This window comes from Shewanella mangrovi (assembly GCF_000753795.1).
GTDB lineage: Bacteria > Pseudomonadota > Gammaproteobacteria > Enterobacterales > Shewanellaceae > Shewanella > Shewanella mangrovi.
In genome coordinates, this window is sequence record NZ_JPEO01000019.1 from 61,456 (window position 1) to 78,121 (window position 16,666).

General features: G+C 47.0%; 32 protein-coding genes. 3 read left to right on the forward strand and 29 right to left on the reverse strand.

What is annotated here, in order from left to right; all coding sequences use genetic code 11:
• Positions 1-235 precede the first annotated feature (235 nt).
• On the reverse strand, positions 236-946 hold the full coding sequence (locus HR45_RS16585; RefSeq protein ID WP_037445245.1) for a hypothetical protein: 711 nt from the start codon (positions 944-946) through the stop codon (positions 236-238).
• A 266-nt stretch (positions 947-1,212) separates the two neighbouring features.
• On the opposite strand from HR45_RS16585, the gene HR45_RS19755 reads away from it, so the two are divergent.
• From HR45_RS19755 to HR45_RS16595, 3 genes are read left to right on the forward strand one after another with little or no spacing between them, the layout of a single operon-like run.
• On the forward strand, positions 1,213-1,344 hold the full coding sequence (locus HR45_RS19755) for a hypothetical protein (RefSeq protein WP_037445246.1): 132 nt from the start codon (positions 1,213-1,215) through the stop codon (positions 1,342-1,344).
• Between the two features lie 8 nt (positions 1,345-1,352).
• Entirely contained in the window at positions 1,353-1,493 is a 141-nt protein-coding gene (locus HR45_RS19550) for a hypothetical protein (RefSeq protein WP_187327390.1), read from the forward strand.
• 47 nt (positions 1,494-1,540) lie between these two features.
• A complete protein-coding gene (locus HR45_RS16595; protein WP_037445248.1) occupies positions 1,541-2,230 on the forward strand; it encodes a hypothetical protein in 690 nt (229 codons plus the stop codon).
• Positions 2,231-2,715: 485 nt separating this feature from the next.
• Here HR45_RS16595 and rplQ read toward each other — a convergent pair whose 3' ends face one another.
• The 28 genes from rplQ to rpsJ form a co-directional block, all read right to left on the reverse strand.
• Positions 2,716-3,114, reverse strand: a complete 399-nt coding sequence (gene rplQ, locus HR45_RS16600; protein ID WP_037445251.1) for a 50S ribosomal protein L17 — start codon at positions 3,112-3,114, stop codon at positions 2,716-2,718.
• 40 nt (positions 3,115-3,154) lie between these two features.
• Positions 3,155-4,144, reverse strand: a complete 990-nt coding sequence (locus HR45_RS16605) for a DNA-directed RNA polymerase subunit alpha (RefSeq protein ID WP_037445252.1) — start codon at positions 4,142-4,144, stop codon at positions 3,155-3,157.
• 24 nt (positions 4,145-4,168) lie between these two features.
• Complete coding sequence (rpsD, locus tag HR45_RS16610; protein ID WP_037445255.1) at positions 4,169-4,789, reverse strand: 30S ribosomal protein S4; 621 nt, start codon at positions 4,787-4,789, stop codon at positions 4,169-4,171.
• A gap of 34 nt (positions 4,790-4,823) precedes the next feature.
• Positions 4,824-5,216 carry a 30S ribosomal protein S11 gene (gene rpsK / locus HR45_RS16615; protein WP_037445257.1) on the reverse strand — a complete coding sequence of 131 codons (393 nt, stop codon included), beginning with the start codon at positions 5,214-5,216 and terminating at the stop codon, positions 4,824-4,826.
• Between the two features lie 14 nt (positions 5,217-5,230).
• Positions 5,231-5,587 (reverse strand): 30S ribosomal protein S13, encoded by a 357-nt coding sequence (gene rpsM / locus HR45_RS16620; RefSeq protein ID WP_037445259.1) that lies wholly within the window; start codon positions 5,585-5,587, stop codon positions 5,231-5,233.
• 114 nt (positions 5,588-5,701) lie between these two features.
• Positions 5,702-5,815, reverse strand: a complete 114-nt coding sequence (gene rpmJ / locus HR45_RS19280; protein ID WP_081933521.1) for a 50S ribosomal protein L36 — start codon at positions 5,813-5,815, stop codon at positions 5,702-5,704.
• A gap of 24 nt (positions 5,816-5,839) precedes the next feature.
• Positions 5,840-7,180 (reverse strand): preprotein translocase subunit SecY, encoded by a 1,341-nt coding sequence (gene secY, locus HR45_RS16625; protein ID WP_037445261.1) that lies wholly within the window; start codon positions 7,178-7,180, stop codon positions 5,840-5,842.
• Positions 7,181-7,187: 7 nt separating this feature from the next.
• A complete protein-coding gene (rplO, locus tag HR45_RS16630; protein WP_037445263.1) occupies positions 7,188-7,622 on the reverse strand; it encodes a 50S ribosomal protein L15 in 435 nt (144 codons plus the stop codon).
• Positions 7,623-7,625: 3 nt separating this feature from the next.
• Positions 7,626-7,808, reverse strand: coding sequence for a 50S ribosomal protein L30 (gene rpmD / locus HR45_RS16635; protein WP_037445265.1), 183 nt, complete (start codon positions 7,806-7,808; stop codon positions 7,626-7,628).
• Between the two features lie 6 nt (positions 7,809-7,814).
• On the reverse strand, positions 7,815-8,318 hold the full coding sequence (rpsE, locus tag HR45_RS16640) for a 30S ribosomal protein S5 (protein WP_037445268.1): 504 nt from the start codon (positions 8,316-8,318) through the stop codon (positions 7,815-7,817).
• A 12-nt stretch (positions 8,319-8,330) separates the two neighbouring features.
• Positions 8,331-8,681 carry a 50S ribosomal protein L18 gene (gene rplR / locus HR45_RS16645; RefSeq protein ID WP_037445271.1) on the reverse strand — a complete coding sequence of 117 codons (351 nt, stop codon included), beginning with the start codon at positions 8,679-8,681 and terminating at the stop codon, positions 8,331-8,333.
• A gap of 11 nt (positions 8,682-8,692) precedes the next feature.
• The gene (gene rplF, locus HR45_RS16650; RefSeq protein WP_037445274.1) at positions 8,693-9,226 is read right to left on the reverse strand and encodes a 50S ribosomal protein L6; all 534 of its coding nucleotides are present in this window, start codon (positions 9,224-9,226) and stop codon (positions 8,693-8,695) included.
• A gap of 10 nt (positions 9,227-9,236) precedes the next feature.
• Positions 9,237-9,632, reverse strand: coding sequence for a 30S ribosomal protein S8 (gene rpsH, locus HR45_RS16655; RefSeq protein WP_037445277.1), 396 nt, complete (start codon positions 9,630-9,632; stop codon positions 9,237-9,239).
• Between the two features lie 24 nt (positions 9,633-9,656).
• The gene (gene rpsN, locus HR45_RS16660; protein ID WP_037445280.1) at positions 9,657-9,962 is read right to left on the reverse strand and encodes a 30S ribosomal protein S14; all 306 of its coding nucleotides are present in this window, start codon (positions 9,960-9,962) and stop codon (positions 9,657-9,659) included.
• A gap of 10 nt (positions 9,963-9,972) precedes the next feature.
• A complete protein-coding gene (gene rplE, locus HR45_RS16665; protein ID WP_037445283.1) occupies positions 9,973-10,512 on the reverse strand; it encodes a 50S ribosomal protein L5 in 540 nt (179 codons plus the stop codon).
• A gap of 12 nt (positions 10,513-10,524) precedes the next feature.
• Positions 10,525-10,839: a 50S ribosomal protein L24 gene (rplX, locus tag HR45_RS16670; protein ID WP_037445286.1), complete on the reverse strand. Its 315-nt coding sequence runs from the start codon at positions 10,837-10,839 to the stop codon at positions 10,525-10,527.
• Between the two features lie 11 nt (positions 10,840-10,850).
• Entirely contained in the window at positions 10,851-11,219 is a 369-nt protein-coding gene (gene rplN, locus HR45_RS16675; RefSeq protein ID WP_011494644.1) for a 50S ribosomal protein L14, read from the reverse strand.
• 177 nt (positions 11,220-11,396) lie between these two features.
• Positions 11,397-11,645, reverse strand: coding sequence for a 30S ribosomal protein S17 (gene rpsQ / locus HR45_RS16680; protein WP_037445291.1), 249 nt, complete (start codon positions 11,643-11,645; stop codon positions 11,397-11,399).
• Positions 11,645-11,836 (reverse strand): 50S ribosomal protein L29, encoded by a 192-nt coding sequence (rpmC, locus tag HR45_RS16685; RefSeq protein WP_011758342.1) that lies wholly within the window; start codon positions 11,834-11,836, stop codon positions 11,645-11,647. The genes rpsQ and rpmC overlap by 1 nt, the downstream gene beginning before the upstream one ends.
• On the reverse strand, positions 11,836-12,246 hold the full coding sequence (gene rplP / locus HR45_RS16690) for a 50S ribosomal protein L16 (RefSeq protein ID WP_037445298.1): 411 nt from the start codon (positions 12,244-12,246) through the stop codon (positions 11,836-11,838). Before rplP ends, rpmC begins: the two co-directional genes overlap by 1 nt.
• A gap of 11 nt (positions 12,247-12,257) precedes the next feature.
• Complete coding sequence (gene rpsC / locus HR45_RS16695) at positions 12,258-12,950, reverse strand: 30S ribosomal protein S3 (protein ID WP_037445301.1); 693 nt, start codon at positions 12,948-12,950, stop codon at positions 12,258-12,260.
• A gap of 9 nt (positions 12,951-12,959) precedes the next feature.
• A complete protein-coding gene (rplV, locus tag HR45_RS16700; RefSeq protein WP_037445303.1) occupies positions 12,960-13,292 on the reverse strand; it encodes a 50S ribosomal protein L22 in 333 nt (110 codons plus the stop codon).
• A 15-nt stretch (positions 13,293-13,307) separates the two neighbouring features.
• Positions 13,308-13,586 (reverse strand): 30S ribosomal protein S19, encoded by a 279-nt coding sequence (rpsS, locus tag HR45_RS16705; RefSeq protein WP_011758338.1) that lies wholly within the window; start codon positions 13,584-13,586, stop codon positions 13,308-13,310.
• Positions 13,587-13,600: 14 nt separating this feature from the next.
• A complete protein-coding gene (rplB, locus tag HR45_RS16710) occupies positions 13,601-14,425 on the reverse strand; it encodes a 50S ribosomal protein L2 (protein ID WP_037445306.1) in 825 nt (274 codons plus the stop codon).
• 16 nt (positions 14,426-14,441) lie between these two features.
• Positions 14,442-14,744, reverse strand: coding sequence for a 50S ribosomal protein L23 (rplW, locus tag HR45_RS16715; RefSeq protein WP_037445308.1), 303 nt, complete (start codon positions 14,742-14,744; stop codon positions 14,442-14,444).
• Complete coding sequence (gene rplD / locus HR45_RS16720; RefSeq protein ID WP_037445310.1) at positions 14,741-15,346, reverse strand: 50S ribosomal protein L4; 606 nt, start codon at positions 15,344-15,346, stop codon at positions 14,741-14,743. The genes rplW and rplD overlap by 4 nt, the downstream gene beginning before the upstream one ends.
• A 17-nt stretch (positions 15,347-15,363) precedes the next feature.
• Complete coding sequence (rplC, locus tag HR45_RS16725) at positions 15,364-16,002, reverse strand: 50S ribosomal protein L3 (RefSeq protein WP_037445313.1); 639 nt, start codon at positions 16,000-16,002, stop codon at positions 15,364-15,366.
• 26 nt (positions 16,003-16,028) lie between these two features.
• Positions 16,029-16,340: a 30S ribosomal protein S10 gene (rpsJ, locus tag HR45_RS16730; protein ID WP_011494635.1), complete on the reverse strand. Its 312-nt coding sequence runs from the start codon at positions 16,338-16,340 to the stop codon at positions 16,029-16,031.
• Positions 16,341-16,666 lie beyond the last annotated feature (326 nt).

A 16,666-nucleotide genomic window follows, 5' to 3' on the forward strand; every position in this document is an offset into this window, starting at 1 on the left:
GTATCCGTTTTAAACCGAGCGATGAAGGCGTAGAAAGGCTCGGCAGATCCTTAGAGGAATATGGCGTTAGTTGATGGCTTGCCATAGTAATGCACTGATTTTGCCACGCATTATGGCGGTATATCTAGAAAAACTGATTGAAGCGAGTCAAGGTTTGACTATTTGACGTGGTGTAACGTGTGGGTACAAGGGGAAACCACCAGCGACAATGCTGGTGGCGATGACTATCAGAGCGTTAACTATTCTCGAATATACGTCGCATTAATGCCGGAGAATCGAGCTTGATTTTTTTATCGTATATATATGATTCATAATCTACATAGTCTTCTGACTCATCAATTAATGGATCACAAACAGATACATAAGTGTTTAACCAGAGTTTTTTGGTATCAGCACTTAACTTAAAGAAACTATAATTTGACCGTTCTACAAGTTCTGGCAATGCCCACCCAGTTTTTTGTAGCTGTACAACAGTTAAAATAAGATGTGTTAAAAATGGTTGTTCTGGTGAAACATCACGGTGGAAGTCAGACCAATACTCAGTGTCACCATATTTCCCAGTTTCCTTTTTGCTAGAAGCTTCCCAGCCTTTATTTTCATTTACATCACCCAAAGAGTCGTAAGGATGAGAATGAAAAGTCCCGACGAGTTCCAAATGCGGCCAATACCGTTGAATTAACGATTTCTTAGTTTCAATGCTATCTATATCTGGTTGGACATAGTTTTCATGACGAATGGCTGAGGTCTCAATAGTTGCAGAAGTAACAACAATTTTGTCCTCCCCTTTTTCACCTTTCGCTGGAACAACATACCCCCAAAGTAAACCGTAGGTTTCGAGCTTATTTTTACCTTTTGAGCGTTCCGTTGCTTTATGGACGATGTCGTAAGCTTCAATTGCAGCAGACATCAGCACTGGCATTACATGATCTTCAATGACCACTCTCATGGGTTAATTCCTTGTGTTAATTATCCTTTGATCGAGGCATTAGTTTACAAGAAATGTGGGTTAGGAAATCTGTGCCAATTCAGATAACGCTGTTTGAGTGCTATGAAGCGCCTACTCTTAAGTCCAAAGTTGATGTTAAGAGTGGCAAATCACTAATTATCACAACATTTCACTAATCTATCACCGCCCTATCACTTCACCGTGGTTTCCCGGTATTCATAAAATGGAACCACTAAATTCAACTCACGAAATAAAGGAACATTGTTATGAATAACAACCACAAAGCTAACCAAGGCAACCAAAACAAAGGAACATCAGGTACTAACAAAGAGTATCAAAAGGTGTTAGATAACCGTTCAAATCAACTGAACCCAAACAATAAAGCAACTAAAAAGTAGGACGAAGAATGCCCAGCACAAACGACATGAGTTCTGAGGAACTAGATCTTTGGTCAGATATCAACAATCCAAATAATGATGCGGATATGGATGACTGGGCGGATGCCCATAACCCCAACAATGATGCATACTTAGATGACGATGAGTAATGCTCGACTGGTGGCTTTAGGGCCACCAGTTTTATATGGGAGAAATAATGCAGAAGGAACAAGCCGAGGTATCTAAGAAATACCGTTACACGAAGCAACTCGTGCGTATCGCTATTGAGAATGGCTATACCAATGCTGATGTAGCTGTTAAGGCTGGGCTGAGTGCCAAATCGATTTCTCAGGTTTCCCGTTGGCGGAATGGGGAAGCGCTCGCGACAGAGAGGCAGATGAGAGCCTTGGTAAACGAATTTGGCCACCTACTAAAGCGAAAAATGGAGCATCTTTTCTACAGACTTGATGAAAACAATAGACTCTCATTCTATCTCCTGAGCGGTGAAACACTGCTCAAGCACATAACCAAGATAAGAAATGATGATGGGAAATCCGTTAGTGTAAGACGAACAATCATCATTAGATGTGACGACATCTTCGCAGCTATCTATCAACAACGCCTTGGTTATGATAGACGCTATCAGATAAACGTTGATGACCTTGCAAATTCGGATAACGAAGATGCTAACTGGACTTCAACTAATATTGAAAAATTCGAAGATCCCCAAAGGATGGTAGATACAATTTTGCACACCATCTCGACCTATGACATTCCTCGTCTAAACGTATTAAATGAGCAAGTAATTACAGCGTATAAGGTAAGACAAACTCTTCTTAAAGCTGGGTTTGCAACAGCAGATATTCGGACGCTTGATATTTCAACGACAAGTGATGACAATGAATAACCCCTCAAAAAGTCGATGGTGGACTAAATCACCTAAAGCGAGTTGAATTCAACTCATCACAAATGTTTAAGGGAACGACCCACACCACGCTATAAGTGAATAGCGTCGTGTAACAACATTTTCGGGGCTTAATTTTCCAGCCACTGGCTAGGTGAAAGGTACGCTGAGTAACTGAACAGGGATTAAGCTTAAAAGGGACTGGGGTGGGTACACAACCGAGCCATAGGTTCTAGAAACTTATCGCTCGGTTGTTTTATCTAAACGACAAACCTTCACGCGATAACCTCCAACCAAACGGTTACTAAAATGGTTACTAATCCTGTGATTAGACTTACCATCAAAAGATAATCTGTTGAATTAAAACATTTTATATAAACCAACCAATAAGCAGATCCAAAACGTAGAGTAGCAACTTTTAACTTAAGAAATTCTAAGCAATAAAAAAGCCGAGCTCACGCTCGGCTTTTTTCAATCTCTAAAGGAGATTATTCTGCAGCTGCTTCAGCGTCAACGGCTTCAGCAGTTTCTGGGCGACCTACCAGCTCAATGTATGCCATTGGAGCTTTGTCACCAGCACGCAGACCACATTTCAGGATGCGGGTGTAACCACCTGCACGTTCCTGATAGCGTGGACCCAATTCGGTAAACAGTTTACCTACGACTTCTTGGTCGCGGGTACGTGCAAATGCCAAACGGCGGTTTGCTACGCTGTCACTCTTAGCGAGTGTAATCAGGGGCTCAACTACGCGACGCAGTTCTTTAGCCTTCACAACGGTCGTCTTGATGATTTCGTGACGAACCAGTGAGCTTGCCATGTTACGGAACATAGCTTGGCGATGACTGCTGTTGCGGTTAAGTTGACGACCACTCTTACGATGGCGCATGACTTAATCCTTATAACCTGTATCTGTACAAACCTGGGACTTACAGGTCGTCTGCCAAACTAGCTGGAGGCCAGTTTTCCAGACGCATACCTAACGACAGTCCGCGAGATGCCAATACGTCTTTGATCTCTGTAAGAGATTTCTTACCGAGGTTAGGCGTTTTGAGCAGCTCAACTTCAGTGCGTTGTACCAGATCACCGATGTAATGAATCGCTTCGGCCTTCAAACAGTTGGCCGAACGTACAGTTAGCTCTAAATCGTCGACAGGACGCAGCAGTATCGGATCGAACTCTGGCTTCTCTTCTTTCTTCTCTGGCTCAGTCACATCGCGCAGCTCTACGAAGGCATCCAGCTGCTCAGCCAAAATAGTAGCTGAACGGCGAATAGCTTCCTCTGGGTCGATGGTACCGTTAGTCGTCATATCGATGACCAACTTGTCCAAATCAGTACGTTGTTCTACACGCGCAGCTTCTACATTGTAGGCGATACGCACAACAGGCGAGAATGAAGCATCAACAAGCAGACGGCCAATTGGGCGATCGTCTTCTTCAGTTTGAGCACGAGCTGAAGCCGGTACATAACCGCGACCACGTTCAACACGAATACGCATGCTGATGTCGTGGTTGCCTGTCAGATGACAGATCACATGTTCCGGATTCGCGATGGTAACATCACCATCGTGGGTAATATCTGCTGCGGTGACAGGGCCTGCGCCGGACTTGCTCAAAGTGAGCATAGCCTCATCTTTACCCTCAAGAATTACCGCCAACCCTTTCAGGTTAAGCAATATCTCGAGAATATCTTCTTGTACGCCTTCCTTACTGCTGTATTCGTGCAGTACACCGTCGATCTCGACTTCGGTAACCGCGCAGCCGGGCATAGACGACAATAGGATGCGACGCAACGCGTTACCTAAAGTGTGACCAAAACCACGCTCCAGCGGCTCCAGTACAACCTTGGCACGAGTTGGGTTAACCTGCTCGATATCTACGAGACGCGGTTTAAGAAATTCTGTAACAGAACCCTGCATTGTGTCCTCTCTTGTTAGTTAGCCTTACTTAGAGTAAAGCTCGACGATCAGCTGTTCGTTAATTTCCGCAGACAAATCGCTACGTTCTGGCAGGCGCTTGAATTGGCCTTCCATCTTAGCGGCGTCAACTTCAACCCAAGTAGGCTTTTCGCGCTGACCAGCCACTTCCAGTGCAGCTTTAATACGAGCTTGCTTCTGTGACTTTTCACGAACGCTTACTACGTCATTCGCAGAAACTGCAAATGAAGGGATATTAACAACACGACCGTTCACCATAATTGACTTATGGCTAACCAGCTGACGTGCTTCGGCACGAGTTGCACCAAAACCCATACGATAAACTACGTTATCCAAACGGGTTTCCAAAAGTTGCAACAGGTTTTCACCAGTGTTGCCTTTCAGACGTGCAGCCTCTTTGTAGTAGTTACGGAATTGCTTTTCCAATACACCGTAAATACGACGAACTTTTTGTTTCTCACGCAGCTGCAAACCATAATCAGACAGACGTGGCTTACGAGCGCCATGCTGTCCAGGTGCTGTTTCCAGCTTACACTTCGAATCGATTGCTCTCACACCGCTTTTCAGGAAAAGGTCTGTACCTTCCCGACGGCTGAGCTTGAGCTTGGGACCCAAGTATCTTGCCATGATCTTTCTCCAACTATCCTATGAAATCGCCAGACTATACGCGGCGCTTTTTAGGAGGACGACAACCGTTATGAGGGATAGGCGTCACATCGGTAATGTTGGTAATTTTGTAACCAACAGCGTTCAGCGCACGAATGGCTGATTCACGACCTGGACCTGGACCCTTCACGAAAACTTCAAGGTTTTTAACACCATAATCCTGAGCAGCAACACCTGCACGCTCAGCAGCAACCTGGGCTGCGAATGGAGTAGATTTACGTGAACCACGGAAACCTGAACCACCTGCTGTTGCCCAAGACAAGGCGTTACCCTGACGATCAGTGATAGTAACGATTGTATTGTTGAAAGAAGCATGGATATGGGCCATGCCATCCGCAACCTGTTTACGTACGCGCTTACGCGGAGAACGTGACGGAACTTTAGCCATTGTCTACCTTCCCGTTACTTCTTAATTGGTTTACGTGGACCTTTGCGAGTACGCGCATTGGTCTTAGTACGTTGCCCACGGAGGGGCAGGCTACGACGATGACGAAGACCACGATAACAGCCAAGGTCCATAAGACGCTTGATGTTCATAGAAACTTCGCGGCGCAAGTCACCTTCTACGGTGTATTTGGCAACTTCTTCGCGTAGGGTATCGATTTGAGCGTCGCTCAATTCTCTGATCTTTGCATCTTCAGCAATAGAAGTAGCAGCGCAAATTGCTTTAGCGCGGGTACGACCGATGCCGAAAATAGCAGTCAATGCGATGACTGCATGCTTCTGATCAGGAATGTTAATGCCAGCGATACGGGCCACTATGCACTCCTTAAGTTAAAGGCCATCTGTGAAAAGCCCGATAGGATACTCAACAGACGACGGGTTTGCAAATAATATTTAAGTGGCCAGTTCAAAATGAACTGGCCAAGTTTTTTAGCCTTGACGCTGTTTGTGTTTTGGTTCAACACAAATCACGCGTACAACGCCAGCACGCTTGACGATCTTGCAGTTACGGCAGATCTTCTTCACGGAAGCTCGAACTTTCATTTCATCACTCCGTAAGCTAATTGATTAACGACCGTAGCGATCTAAATTCGCTTTGCCGACCAAGTTAGCTTTCTTCATCACAGACTCATATTGATGTGACATCAAATGGGTCTGAACCTGAGCCATGAAGTCCATGATCACGACCACCATAATCAGAAGTGAAGTACCACCGAAGTAGAACTGCACTTTCCAGGTGATTAACATGAACTCCGGAATTAAGCAGATAAAGGTAATGTACAGTGCGCCTGCCAATGTCAGACGAGTCATCACTTTATCAATGTAACGCGAAGTTTGTTCGCCGGGACGGATCCCTGGAATGAACGCACCACTCTTCTTCAAGTTATCTGCTGTTTCACGTGGGTTAAATACCAACGCAGTATAGAAGAAGCAGAAGAAGATGATTGCTGCCGCATAAAGCAGAGAATACAGAGGCTGGCCTGGTGATACAGCAAGTGAAAAATCACTCAACCAAGACAACGCTGGATTCTGACCGAACCACTGGGCCAATGTCCCAGGGAACAGAATAATACTTGATGCAAAGATTGGTGGAATAACACCCGCCATATTCACTTTCAACGGTAAGTGAGTAGATTGCGCAGCAAATACCTTGCGGCCCTGCTGACGTTTGGCGTAGTTAACAACGATACGACGTTGACCACGCTCTACAAACACTACGAAGTAAGTGACGGCGAATACAATCACACCGATCAACAACAACACTAATACGTTCAAGTCGCCTTGACGCGCTTGCTCAGCTGTCTGCCCAATTGCTTTTGGAAGCCCTGCCACAATACCGGCGAAAATCAGAATGGAGATACCGTTACCGATACCACGCTCAGTGATTTGTTCACCAAGCCACATCAGGAACATGGTTCCTGTGACCAAACTGATAACTGCAACGACGTAAAACCCGAGACCCGGATTAACTACTAAACCTGGGATCAGATTTGGTAAGCCTGTCGCAATACCGGCTGATTGTACAGTTGCCAGCAACAATGTGCCCCAACGCGTATACTGACTGATTTTCTTACGACCCGATTCGCCTTCCTTTTTCAGTTCAGCGAGGCTCGGATGTACCACAGTCAGCAACTGCATAATAATAGATGCCGAAATGTACGGCATGATACCCAATGCAAAAATTGAAGCACGTGAAAGTGCACCACCCGAGAACATGTTAAACATGCCCAGGATGGTACCCTTTTGCTGAGCAAACATCTCAGCTAATACAGCAGCGTCAATACCAGGAATCGGCACGAAGGAACCTGCACGGAACACAATGATCGCACCGATCACGAACAACAAGCGAGACTTCAATTCTGAAAGTCCACCTTTCGCGCTTTTTAAATCAAGTCCTGGTTTTGCCATCGACGTATTATTCCTCGATCTTTCCGCCGGCAGCTTCAATAGCTGCACGTGCACCTTTGGTTACCTTCAAACCGCGAACGGTTACTGGGCGCTCAATGGTACCTGAAAGAACAATTTTCGCAAACTGGATGTTGCGAGTAATGAGATTCGCATCTTTCAGTGCGTTCAGGTCGACAACATCACCGTTAACTTTTGCCAGCTCGCCTACGCGAACTTCAGCAGTTACCATCGCAGTACGCGAGGTGAAACCAAACTTAGGCAAACGAATTTTCAGTGGCATTTGGCCGCCTTCGAAGCCTGGGCGTACACCGCCGCCGCTACGAGACTTTTGACCTTTGTGACCACGGCCTGCGGTTTTACCCAAGCCAGAGCCAATACCACGGCCTACACGCTTGCCAGCTGGTTTAGAACCTGCTGCTGGAGATAAAGTATTCAGACGCATTGATTAGTCCTCCACCTTTACCATGTAGTAGACCTTATTGATCATACCGCGAACAGAAGGAGTATCTTCCAGCTCAACAGTGTGACCAATACGACGCAGACCTAAGCCAGTTAAAGTGGCGCGGTGCTTCGGCAAACGACCGATTGCACTTTTAGTCTGAGTAACTTTGATTGTTTTAGTAGCCATGGTGCATTACCCCCGAATTTCGTCAACATTCAGGCCACGCTTAGCTGCGATTTGCGCTGGTGACTTCATATGTACCAGAGCGTCAACAGTTGCACGTACGATGTTGATCGGGTTAGTAGAACCGTATGCTTTTGACAGAACGTTATGAACGCCTGCTACTTCCAATACGGCACGCATTGCGCCACCGGCGATAATACCGGTACCTTCAGATGCTGGCTGCATATATACGCGAGAACCTGAGTGGCGACCCTTAACAGGGTGATGCAATGTACCTTCGTTCAGCTGAACAGTAACCATGCTGCGACGTGCTTTTTCCATAGCTTTTTGAATAGCCGCTGGAACTTCACGTGCTTTACCGTAGCCGTAACCGATCTTACCGTTACCGTCACCAACTACTGTCAGAGCGGTAAAGCTGAAGATGCGACCACCTTTAACTACTTTAGATACACGGTTAACTGCAATCAGCTTCTCTTGCAGATCATCTTTCTGCTGAGTTTCTACTTTAGCCATTGTATAAACCCCTTAGAACTGCAGACCAGCTTCACGCGCAGCAGCTGCTAATGCAGCCACACGGCCGTGATACTTGAAACCAGAACGATCGAATGCCACAACGGTGACACCTTTTTCGATCGCGCGCTCAGCAATAGCTTTACCTACTGCTTTAGCCGCATCGACGTTGCCGGTATATTTCAGCTCGCCTTTCACCGCACTTTCTACGGTAGAAGCAGCTGCGACAACCTGAGCTTCAGGGTTGATCACCTGAGCGTAAATGTGACGCGGTGTACGATGTACAACCAGACGATTAACGCCCAGCTCTTGGATCTTCTTACGTGTGCGAGTAGCACGACGCAAGCGAGAAGTTTTCTTATCCATATCGCGTTACCTTACTTCTTCTTAGCCTCTTTACGGCGTACGTTTTCGTCTTCATAGCGAACACCTTTACCTTTATAAGGCTCTGGTGGACGATAGCCACGAATATCTGCCGCAACCTGACCTACCAATGCTTTGTCGATACTTTTCAGTACGATGTCAGTTTGGCTTGGGCATTCAGCAGTAACGCCTGCTGGTAACTTATGTACCAGAGGATGAGAGAAACCGAGGGTCAAATCCAAGTCGCTACCAGCGACTTTGGCACGATAACCCACACCTACCAGCTTCAATTTCTTTTCGAAGCCTTGCGAAACACCAACAACCATGTTGTTGACCAGCGCACGCGCTGTACCAGCTTGAGCCCAAGCGTTAACTTGACCTTCAACTGGACCGAAAGTGATTTGTTCACCTTCGACAACAACTTTAACGGCGCTGTTGATTTCGCGAGTCAGACTGCCTTTAGCACCTTTAACGGTGATAGTCTGATCTTTCAAAGTCACCTCTACGCCAGCAGGAATAGAGACTGGTGCTTTTGCTACACGAGACATTCCTAGCTCCTTATGCTACGTAGCAGATAACCTCACCACCCATGCCTGCAAGGCGGGCGGCACGATCAGTCATCAGGCCTTTAGATGTGGATACAATTGCGATACCCAGTCCGCCCATCACTTTTGGCAATTCGTCTTTACCTTTGTAAATACGAAGACCAGGACGGCTTACGCGCTGGATAGTCTCAACAACAGGGGTGCCCTGGAAATACTTCAAAGTGATTTCCAGTTCTGGCTTAGAGCCTTCGTCTGCTACGGCGTAGTCAGTGATATAACCTTCGTCTTTCAAAAGTTTTGCGATTGCAACTTTCAATTTAGCAGAAGGCATCTTCACAGACACTTTGGCAGCAGCTTGGCCGTTACGGATACGTGTCAGCATATCCGCAATAGGATCTTGCATGCTCATATTAGCTTACTCCGTGACTAGGGCTTACCAGCTGGCCTTGCGCAGACCAGGAACTTCACCACGCATGGTAGCTTCGCGCAGCTTGATACGGCTCAAGCCGAATTTGCGCAGGAAACCATGTGGGCGACCAGTTTGATTACAGCGGTTGCGTTGACGCGCAGCGCTGGAATCACGTGGAAGCGCTTGCAGCTTCAGAACAGCATCCCAACGCTCTTCATCAGAAGTAGTTGGGTTTGCGATCAGAGCTTTCAGAGCAGCGCGCTTTTCAGCGTACTTAGCCACGAGTTTTGCACGTTTTTCTTCACGTGCCTTCATTGATTGTTTTGCCATTACGCTACCCTTATTTCTTGAATGGGAAGTTAAAAGCGTCCAACAGAGCACGACCTTCTTCGTCAGTCTTCGCAGTAGTAGTGATAACAATATCCATACCACGAATTTTATCGATTTTATCGTAATCGATTTCTGGGAAGATGATTTGCTCGCGTACGCCCATAGCGTAGTTGCCGCGACCATCAAAAGACTTAGCGCTTACGCCGCGGAAATCGCGGATACGTGGGATAGCGATGTCAATCAAACGCTCTAAGAATTCCCACATACGTTCGCCACGCAGGGTCACTTTACAACCAATAGGGTAGCCTTCACGGATTTTGAAGCCTGCAACTGATTTACGAGCAACAGTTACAACAGGCTTTTGGCCAGCGATAGCAGTCATGTCACGGACAGCACTTTCCATGACTTTTTTGTCTGCAACAGCTTCGCCCACACCCATGTTCAGGGTGATTTTTTCAATCCGAGGGACTTGCATGACACTGGTATAACCGAACTTTTCAACTAGTCCAGCGACAACAGTCTCTTTGTATTTATCATGCAGTTTCGCCATCGTTTACTCCGATTACTTAACGAGTTCACTGTTCGACTTGAAGAAACGAACTTTTTTGCCGTCTTCAATTCGGAAACCAACACGATCAGCCTTGCCAGTAGCAGGGTTGAAGATCGCAACATTTGATGCTTGGATTGGTGCTTCTTTGTCAATGATGCCACCAGTTACACCCAACTGTGGGTTAGGCTTCTGATGTTTCTTAACAAGGTTTACACCTGCAACGATCAACTGGCCAGTAGATAAAACGTCGGTCACTTTACCGCGCTTACCTTTGTCTTTACCAGCTAATACGATTACTTCGTCATCACGACGGATTTTTGCTGCCATTTTGAAGCTCCTTACAGTACTTCTGGTGCCAGCGACACAATTTTCATGAATTGCTCAGTACGCAGTTCACGTGTCACAGGTCCAAAGATACGAGTACCAATCGGTGCAAGGTTTGCGTTAAGCAAAACCGCTGCGTTCCGATCGAAGCGAATGACAGAACCGTCTGGACGACGTACGCCTTTCTTAGTACGGACTACCACCGCGTTATACACATCACCTTTCTTCGCTTTAGCGCGAGGGATCGCTTCTTTAACAGAAACTTTGATGATGTCGCCGATACCGGCATAACGACGATGAGAGCCACCCAAGACCTTAATACACTGAACTCTGCGAGCGCCGCTGTTACAGGCAACATCCAGAGTCGATTGCATTTGGATCATTTTAAGTGCTCCGCTATCGTTACTTCACATACCCCACCATGGGGTTTTTACGTCATCATTTTCGAGCCAAACTGCTCAAAAATGGCGCGCAAGTATAACACCATTGATTGGGGATGAATAGTACTAAAAATATAAACGGCCCCACAAAGGAGCCGTTTATTACCTACCTAATTAAAATTAGGCTTTGCTCACTACTTCAACCAGAGTCCAAGACTTAGTCTTAGACAGAGGACGACACTGACTGATAGTCACGATATCGCCTTCATTACACTGGTTGGTTTCGTCATGTGCATGGATCTTAGTAGTACGTTTTACGTACTTACCGTAGATTGGGTGCTTAACTTGACGCTCAACGGCAACAGTGATGGACTTGTCCATTTTGTTGCTGGTCACTTTACCCTGCAAAGTACGGATTTTCTCAGACATTATGCACCTGCCTTAGAAGTAATAATGGTCTTAACGCGCGCAATGTTACGACGCACTTGTTTCAGCTGGTGAGTTTGGGCCAGCTGACCAGTAGCGTGTTGCATGCGCAGGTTAAACTGCTCACGCAGCAGACCAAGTAGTTCAGCGTTCAGTTCTTCAACGCTCTTTTCTCTCAGTTCGCTCGCTTTCATTACATCACCGTCTTAGTTACGAAGGTAGTCTTGATAGGCAGTTTAGCAGCAGCCAGTGCGAATGCATCGCGAGCCAGCTGTTCTGGAACACCGTCCATCTCGTACAGTACCTTACCAGGTTGAATTTGGCATACCCAATATTCAACGTTACCTTTACCTTTACCCATACGCACTTCAAGAGGCTTAGAGGTAATAGGTTTGTCAGGGAAAACTCGAATCCAAATTTGTCCTTGACGCTTAACGTGACGTGTCATAGCACGACGTGCAGACTCGATCTGACGCGCTGTCAGACGACCACGACCTACGGCTTTAAGGCCGAAGGTGCCGAAGCTAACGTCAGTACCGTTCGCCAGACCGCGGTTACGGCCTTTGAACATTTTGCGAAATTTAGTACGTTTTGGTTGCAGCATTACCGGCTCTCCTATTTACCACGAGGTTTGCGCTTAGGTTGCTGCTTCGGCTCTTCCACTGCTGCAGGTACGATACCGTCCAGAACTTCGCCTTTGAAGATCCAAACTTTCACACCGATCACACCGTAAGTAGTGTGGCTTTCAGCAGTTGCGTAGTCGATATCAGCACGCAGAGTATGCAAAGGTACACGACCTTCACGATACCACTCGGAACGCGCAATCTCGGCACCGCCCAGACGACCGCTAACTTCAACTTTAATACCCTTAGCGCCAAGACGCATAGCGTTTTGAACCGCACGCTTCATAGCGCGACGGAACATAACACGGCGTTCCAGCTGCTGGGCGATTGAGTCAGCTACAAGCTTAGAGTCCAGCTCAGGCTTGCGGATCTCAGCGATGTTGATTTGCGCAGGAGTACCAGCAATTTTGGCAACTTCGTTACGCAGAACTTCAACGTCTTCACCTTTCTTACCAATCACAACACCTGGACGGGCAGTGTGAATAGTAACGCGGATGCTTTTCGCAGGGCGTTCGATAACAATCTTGGATACTGATGCAGACTTCAGTTTCTTTTCCAGATACTGACGCACTTCCCAGTCGCCGTGCAAGTTCGCAGCGAACTCACCTTTTTCAGCGTACCAGGTAGAGACCCAAGGCTTAGTGATACCCAGACGGATACCATTAGGATGTACTTTCTGTCCCATTGCTCTCTCCTAGCGATCTGACACAACCACAGTAATGTGGCTGGTGCGCTTCATGATACGATCAGCACGGCCTTTAGCACGTGGCATGATGCGTTTCATTGTTGGACCTTCATCAACGAACACTTTACCGACTTTCAATTCGTCGATATCAGCGCCTTCGTTGTGCTCGGCGTTAGCAATGGCTGAATCCAATACTTTCTTAACCAGTACGGCGGCTTTTTTAGGGCTGAAAGTCAGAATTTCGAGTGCCTTATCAACAGGCAAACCGCGAATCTGATCAGCCACCAAGCGTGCCTTTTGAGGCGACGTACGGGCAAAGCGATGTTTAGCTAAAACTTCCATCTATAACCTCCCGTATTAACGCTTCTTCGCTTTCTTATCAGCAGCATGGCCGCGATAAGTGCGAGTTGGTGAGAATTCACCAAGTTTGTGGCCGATCATTTCGTCAGTTACGAACACTGGTACGTGCTGACGACCATTATGGACAGCGATGGTCAACCCAATCATTTGTGGGATGATCATTGAGCGGCGAGACCAAGTCTTGATAGGCTTTTTGTCACCCGCTTCCACCGCTTTCTCTACCTTCTTCAGCAAGTGTAGGTCAATAAATGGACCTTTCTTGAGAGAACGTGGCATGGCGAATCCTCTTATTACTTGTTACGACGACGTACAATGTACTTGTCAGTGCGCTTATTACTGCGAGTCTTATAACCCTTGGTTGGTACGCCCCATGGTGAAACCGGATGACGGCCACCAGAAGTACGACCTTCACCACCACCGTGTGGGTGATCAACAGGGTTCATAGCAACACCACGTACTGTTGGACGTACGCCCATCCAGCGCTTGGCACCAGCTTTACCCAGCTGACGCAGCATGTGTTCAGCGTTACCTACTTCACCCAGAGTTGCGCGGCACTCTACTGGAACTTTACGCATTTCGCCTGAACGCAGACGAAGAGTTGCATAAGCACCGTCACGAGCAACTACTTGTGCATAAGCACCAGCAGAACGAGCAATCTGTGCACCTTTACCAGGCTTCATTTCTACCGCGTGAACAACAGAACCTACTGGAATGTTGATCAGTGGCAAAGCGTTACCAGTTTTGATGTCAGCTTGTGGGCCAGAAACAACTTTGTCACCAGCTTGCATGCCTTTGGCAGCCAGAATGTAGCGACGTTCACCGTCTGCATACAACACCAATGCGATGTTAGCAGTACGGTTAGGATCGTATTCCAGACGTTCGACTTTGCCAGGGATACCATCTTTGTTACGTTTGAAGTCAATCAAACGATAGTGTTGCTTGTGACCACCACCAATATGACGGGTAGTGATACGACCGGTGTTGTTACGACCACCAGACTTAGACTTTTTCGCCAGCAGGCCAGCAAATGGTTTGCCTTTATGCAGATCGCTGTTAACGATTTTAACAACGCCGCGACGACCTGGAGAGGTTGGCTTACACTTTACAATTGCCATTTTAATTCTCCTTTGCTTACTCAGCGTTGCCGATAAAATCGATGTCAGCGCCTTCAGCTAAGGTTACATAAGCTTTTTTCCAGTCGCTACGACGGCCTTGACGGGCACCGTGACGCTTGGTTTTGCCTTTAGTAACCAAAGTGCGAACACCTTCGACTTTAGTTTCGAACAGTTTTTCAACAGCAGCTTTGATTTCAGCTTTAGTAGAATCAACAGCTACGCGGAAAACCACAGTGTTGTTTTTCTCAGCAACTACAGTGCTCTTTTCAGAGATGTGTGGTGCCAGAATCACTTTCAAAATACGTTCTTCGCGGATCATGCCAGCATCTCCTCGATTTGCTTCACAGCATCAGCAGTGACAAGCACTTTGTCGAACGCGATCAAGCTAACTGGGTCGATACCTGCAACATCACGTACGTCAACCTTGTACAAGTTGCGTGCTGCCAAGAACAGGTTCTCATCAACTTCTGGAGTCACAATCAGAACATCGTCCAGTTGCATTTCTTTCAGTTTAGCTTTCAGCTCTTTAGTTTTTGGAGCTTCAACACCGAACTGCTCAACAACGATCAAGCGTTCTTGACGTACCAATTCAGACAGAATGCTCTTCAGAGCACCACGGTACATCTTCTTGTTAACTTTTTGGCCGTGATCTTGTGGCTTAGCAGCGAAAGATACACCACCTTTACGCCAGATCGGGCTTTTAACGTCACCAGAACGCGCGCGGCCGGTGCCTTTTTGACGCCATGGCTTCTTAGCAGTGCCATGAACTTCAGCGCGAGTTTTTTGAGCACGAGTGCCCTGACGCGCGTTTGCAGCGAATGCTACAACTACCTGATGAACCAGTGCTTCGTTAAAGTCACGGCCGAAGGTAGTTTCGGAAACTTCAAGAGCGCTCTGCGCGTCTTTCAATACCAATTCCATTACTATCTCCTCAGACCTTATGCTTTAACGGCTGGCTTGATGATCAGGTCGCCGTTGTTAGCACCAGGCACAGCGCCTTTTACCAGCAACAGGTTACGTTCAGCATCTACACGTACTACGTCCAGATTCTGGGTAGTAACGCGTTCAGCACCCATGTGACCTGACATCTTCTTGCCTTTGAATACGCGACCAGGCGTTTGGTTCTGACCGATAGAACCGTTAGCACGGTGCGCCAGTGAGTTACCGTGGGTCATATCTTGAGTACGGAAGTTCCAGCGCTTAACGCCGCCTTGGAAGCCCTTACCTTTTGATTGACCAGTAACGTCTACTTTTGCAACGTCAGCGAAGATTTCAACTTTAAGTTCAGCACCAACTTCAATGCCTTCGCCTTCACCATCTGCCAAACGCAATTCCCACAAACCACGACCGGCTTCAACGCCTGCCTTAGCAAAGTGGCCAGCTTCTGGCTTAGTGACACGATTGGCTTTTTTGGCACCAGTAGTAACTTGAAGTGCGCGGTAACCGTCGCTTTCCAGAGTTTTCACCTGGGTTACGCGGTTGGCTTCTACTTCAATTACAGTAACAGGGATAGACGCACCATCTTCAGTGAAGATGCGGGTCATACCCACTTTACGACCAATAAGACCGATAGCCATCTCTCAAACCTCTCTAAGGATCTCAATTAACCCAAGCTAATCTGTACATCTACACCAGCTGCCAGATCCAGACGCATCAGCGCGTCAACGGTCTTTTCAGTTGGCTCTACGATGTCAACCAGACGCTTGTGAGTACGGATTTCGTACTGGTCACGAGCATCTTTATTAACGTGCGGAGAGATCAAAACGGTGAAACGCTCTTTGCGCGTAGGTAGTGGAATAGGACCACGTACCTGGGCACCAGTACGTTTAGCAGTTTCAACGATTTCCGCAGTAGACTGATCGATCAAACGATGATCAAAGCCTTTCAAGCGGATACGGATTCTTTGGTTCTGCATTGACCAGAGCTCCTAAAATGGACACATAAAAAACCACCCTCTAGTCATTTCCTTTTTCGGAAAGACAGAGCGAAGTGATTTACCGTTTGACTCCCAATCGGAGTCATTTTAATTAATTCTACAGAATTGATTACCCGTAGAACTTACGCCTAGATAGCTAAGCGGACGGCTATTATACCCATCCAGCATTTGATTACAAGTCTAGTGGCGTTTTTGTCAGCATTTTGCTGAAAGTGGCGGCATTATACTGTGTTTGATCACGATTGCTAGCCCTTTGGCTAAAATCGGGCCAATAAAAAAGGAAGCCGAAGCTTCCTTTTTCAATC

Coding starts and splice junctions, on each gene's coding strand:
- HR45_RS16585 (WP_037445245.1), bottom strand. CDS start 946: ATGAGAGTGGTCATTGAAGATCATGTAATGCCAGTGCTGATGTCTGCT.
- HR45_RS19755 (WP_037445246.1), top strand. CDS start 1,213: ATGAATAACAACCACAAAGCTAACCAAGGCAACCAAAACAAAGGAACA.
- HR45_RS19550 (WP_187327390.1), top strand. CDS start 1,353: ATGCCCAGCACAAACGACATGAGTTCTGAGGAACTAGATCTTTGGTCA.
- HR45_RS16595 (WP_037445248.1), top strand. CDS start 1,541: ATGCAGAAGGAACAAGCCGAGGTATCTAAGAAATACCGTTACACGAAG.
- rplQ (WP_037445251.1), bottom strand. CDS start 3,114: ATGCGCCATCGTAAGAGTGGTCGTCAACTTAACCGCAACAGCAGTCAT.
- HR45_RS16605 (WP_037445252.1), bottom strand. CDS start 4,144: ATGCAGGGTTCTGTTACAGAATTTCTTAAACCGCGTCTCGTAGATATC.
- rpsD (WP_037445255.1), bottom strand. CDS start 4,789: ATGGCAAGATACTTGGGTCCCAAGCTCAAGCTCAGCCGTCGGGAAGGT.
- rpsK (WP_037445257.1), bottom strand. CDS start 5,216: ATGGCTAAAGTTCCGTCACGTTCTCCGCGTAAGCGCGTACGTAAACAG.
- rpmJ (WP_081933521.1), bottom strand. CDS start 5,815: ATGAAAGTTCGAGCTTCCGTGAAGAAGATCTGCCGTAACTGCAAGATC.
- secY (WP_037445261.1), bottom strand. CDS start 7,180: ATGGCAAAACCAGGACTTGATTTAAAAAGCGCGAAAGGTGGACTTTCA.
- rplO (WP_037445263.1), bottom strand. CDS start 7,622: ATGCGTCTGAATACTTTATCTCCAGCAGCAGGTTCTAAACCAGCTGGC.
- rpmD (WP_037445265.1), bottom strand. CDS start 7,808: ATGGCTACTAAAACAATCAAAGTTACTCAGACTAAAAGTGCAATCGGT.
- rpsE (WP_037445268.1), bottom strand. CDS start 8,318: ATGGCTAAAGTAGAAACTCAGCAGAAAGATGATCTGCAAGAGAAGCTG.
- rplR (WP_037445271.1), bottom strand. CDS start 8,681: ATGGATAAGAAAACTTCTCGCTTGCGTCGTGCTACTCGCACACGTAAG.
- rplF (WP_037445274.1), bottom strand. CDS start 9,226: ATGTCTCGTGTAGCAAAAGCACCAGTCTCTATTCCTGCTGGCGTAGAG.
- rpsH (WP_037445277.1), bottom strand. CDS start 9,632: ATGAGCATGCAAGATCCTATTGCGGATATGCTGACACGTATCCGTAAC.
- rpsN (WP_037445280.1), bottom strand. CDS start 9,962: ATGGCAAAACAATCAATGAAGGCACGTGAAGAAAAACGTGCAAAACTC.
- rplE (WP_037445283.1), bottom strand. CDS start 10,512: ATGGCGAAACTGCATGATAAATACAAAGAGACTGTTGTCGCTGGACTA.
- rplX (WP_037445286.1), bottom strand. CDS start 10,839: ATGGCAGCAAAAATCCGTCGTGATGACGAAGTAATCGTATTAGCTGGT.
- rplN (WP_011494644.1), bottom strand. CDS start 11,219: ATGATCCAAATGCAATCGACTCTGGATGTTGCCTGTAACAGCGGCGCT.
- rpsQ (WP_037445291.1), bottom strand. CDS start 11,645: ATGTCTGAGAAAATCCGTACTTTGCAGGGTAAAGTGACCAGCAACAAA.
- rpmC (WP_011758342.1), bottom strand. CDS start 11,836: ATGAAAGCGAGCGAACTGAGAGAAAAGAGCGTTGAAGAACTGAACGCT.
- rplP (WP_037445298.1), bottom strand. CDS start 12,246: ATGCTGCAACCAAAACGTACTAAATTTCGCAAAATGTTCAAAGGCCGT.
- rpsC (WP_037445301.1), bottom strand. CDS start 12,950: ATGGGACAGAAAGTACATCCTAATGGTATCCGTCTGGGTATCACTAAG.
- rplV (WP_037445303.1), bottom strand. CDS start 13,292: ATGGAAGTTTTAGCTAAACATCGCTTTGCCCGTACGTCGCCTCAAAAG.
- rpsS (WP_011758338.1), bottom strand. CDS start 13,586: ATGCCACGTTCTCTCAAGAAAGGTCCATTTATTGACCTACACTTGCTG.
- rplB (WP_037445306.1), bottom strand. CDS start 14,425: ATGGCAATTGTAAAGTGTAAGCCAACCTCTCCAGGTCGTCGCGGCGTT.
- rplW (WP_037445308.1), bottom strand. CDS start 14,744: ATGATCCGCGAAGAACGTATTTTGAAAGTGATTCTGGCACCACACATC.
- rplD (WP_037445310.1), bottom strand. CDS start 15,346: ATGGAATTGGTATTGAAAGACGCGCAGAGCGCTCTTGAAGTTTCCGAA.
- rplC (WP_037445313.1), bottom strand. CDS start 16,002: ATGGCTATCGGTCTTATTGGTCGTAAAGTGGGTATGACCCGCATCTTC.
- rpsJ (WP_011494635.1), bottom strand. CDS start 16,340: ATGCAGAACCAAAGAATCCGTATCCGCTTGAAAGGCTTTGATCATCGT.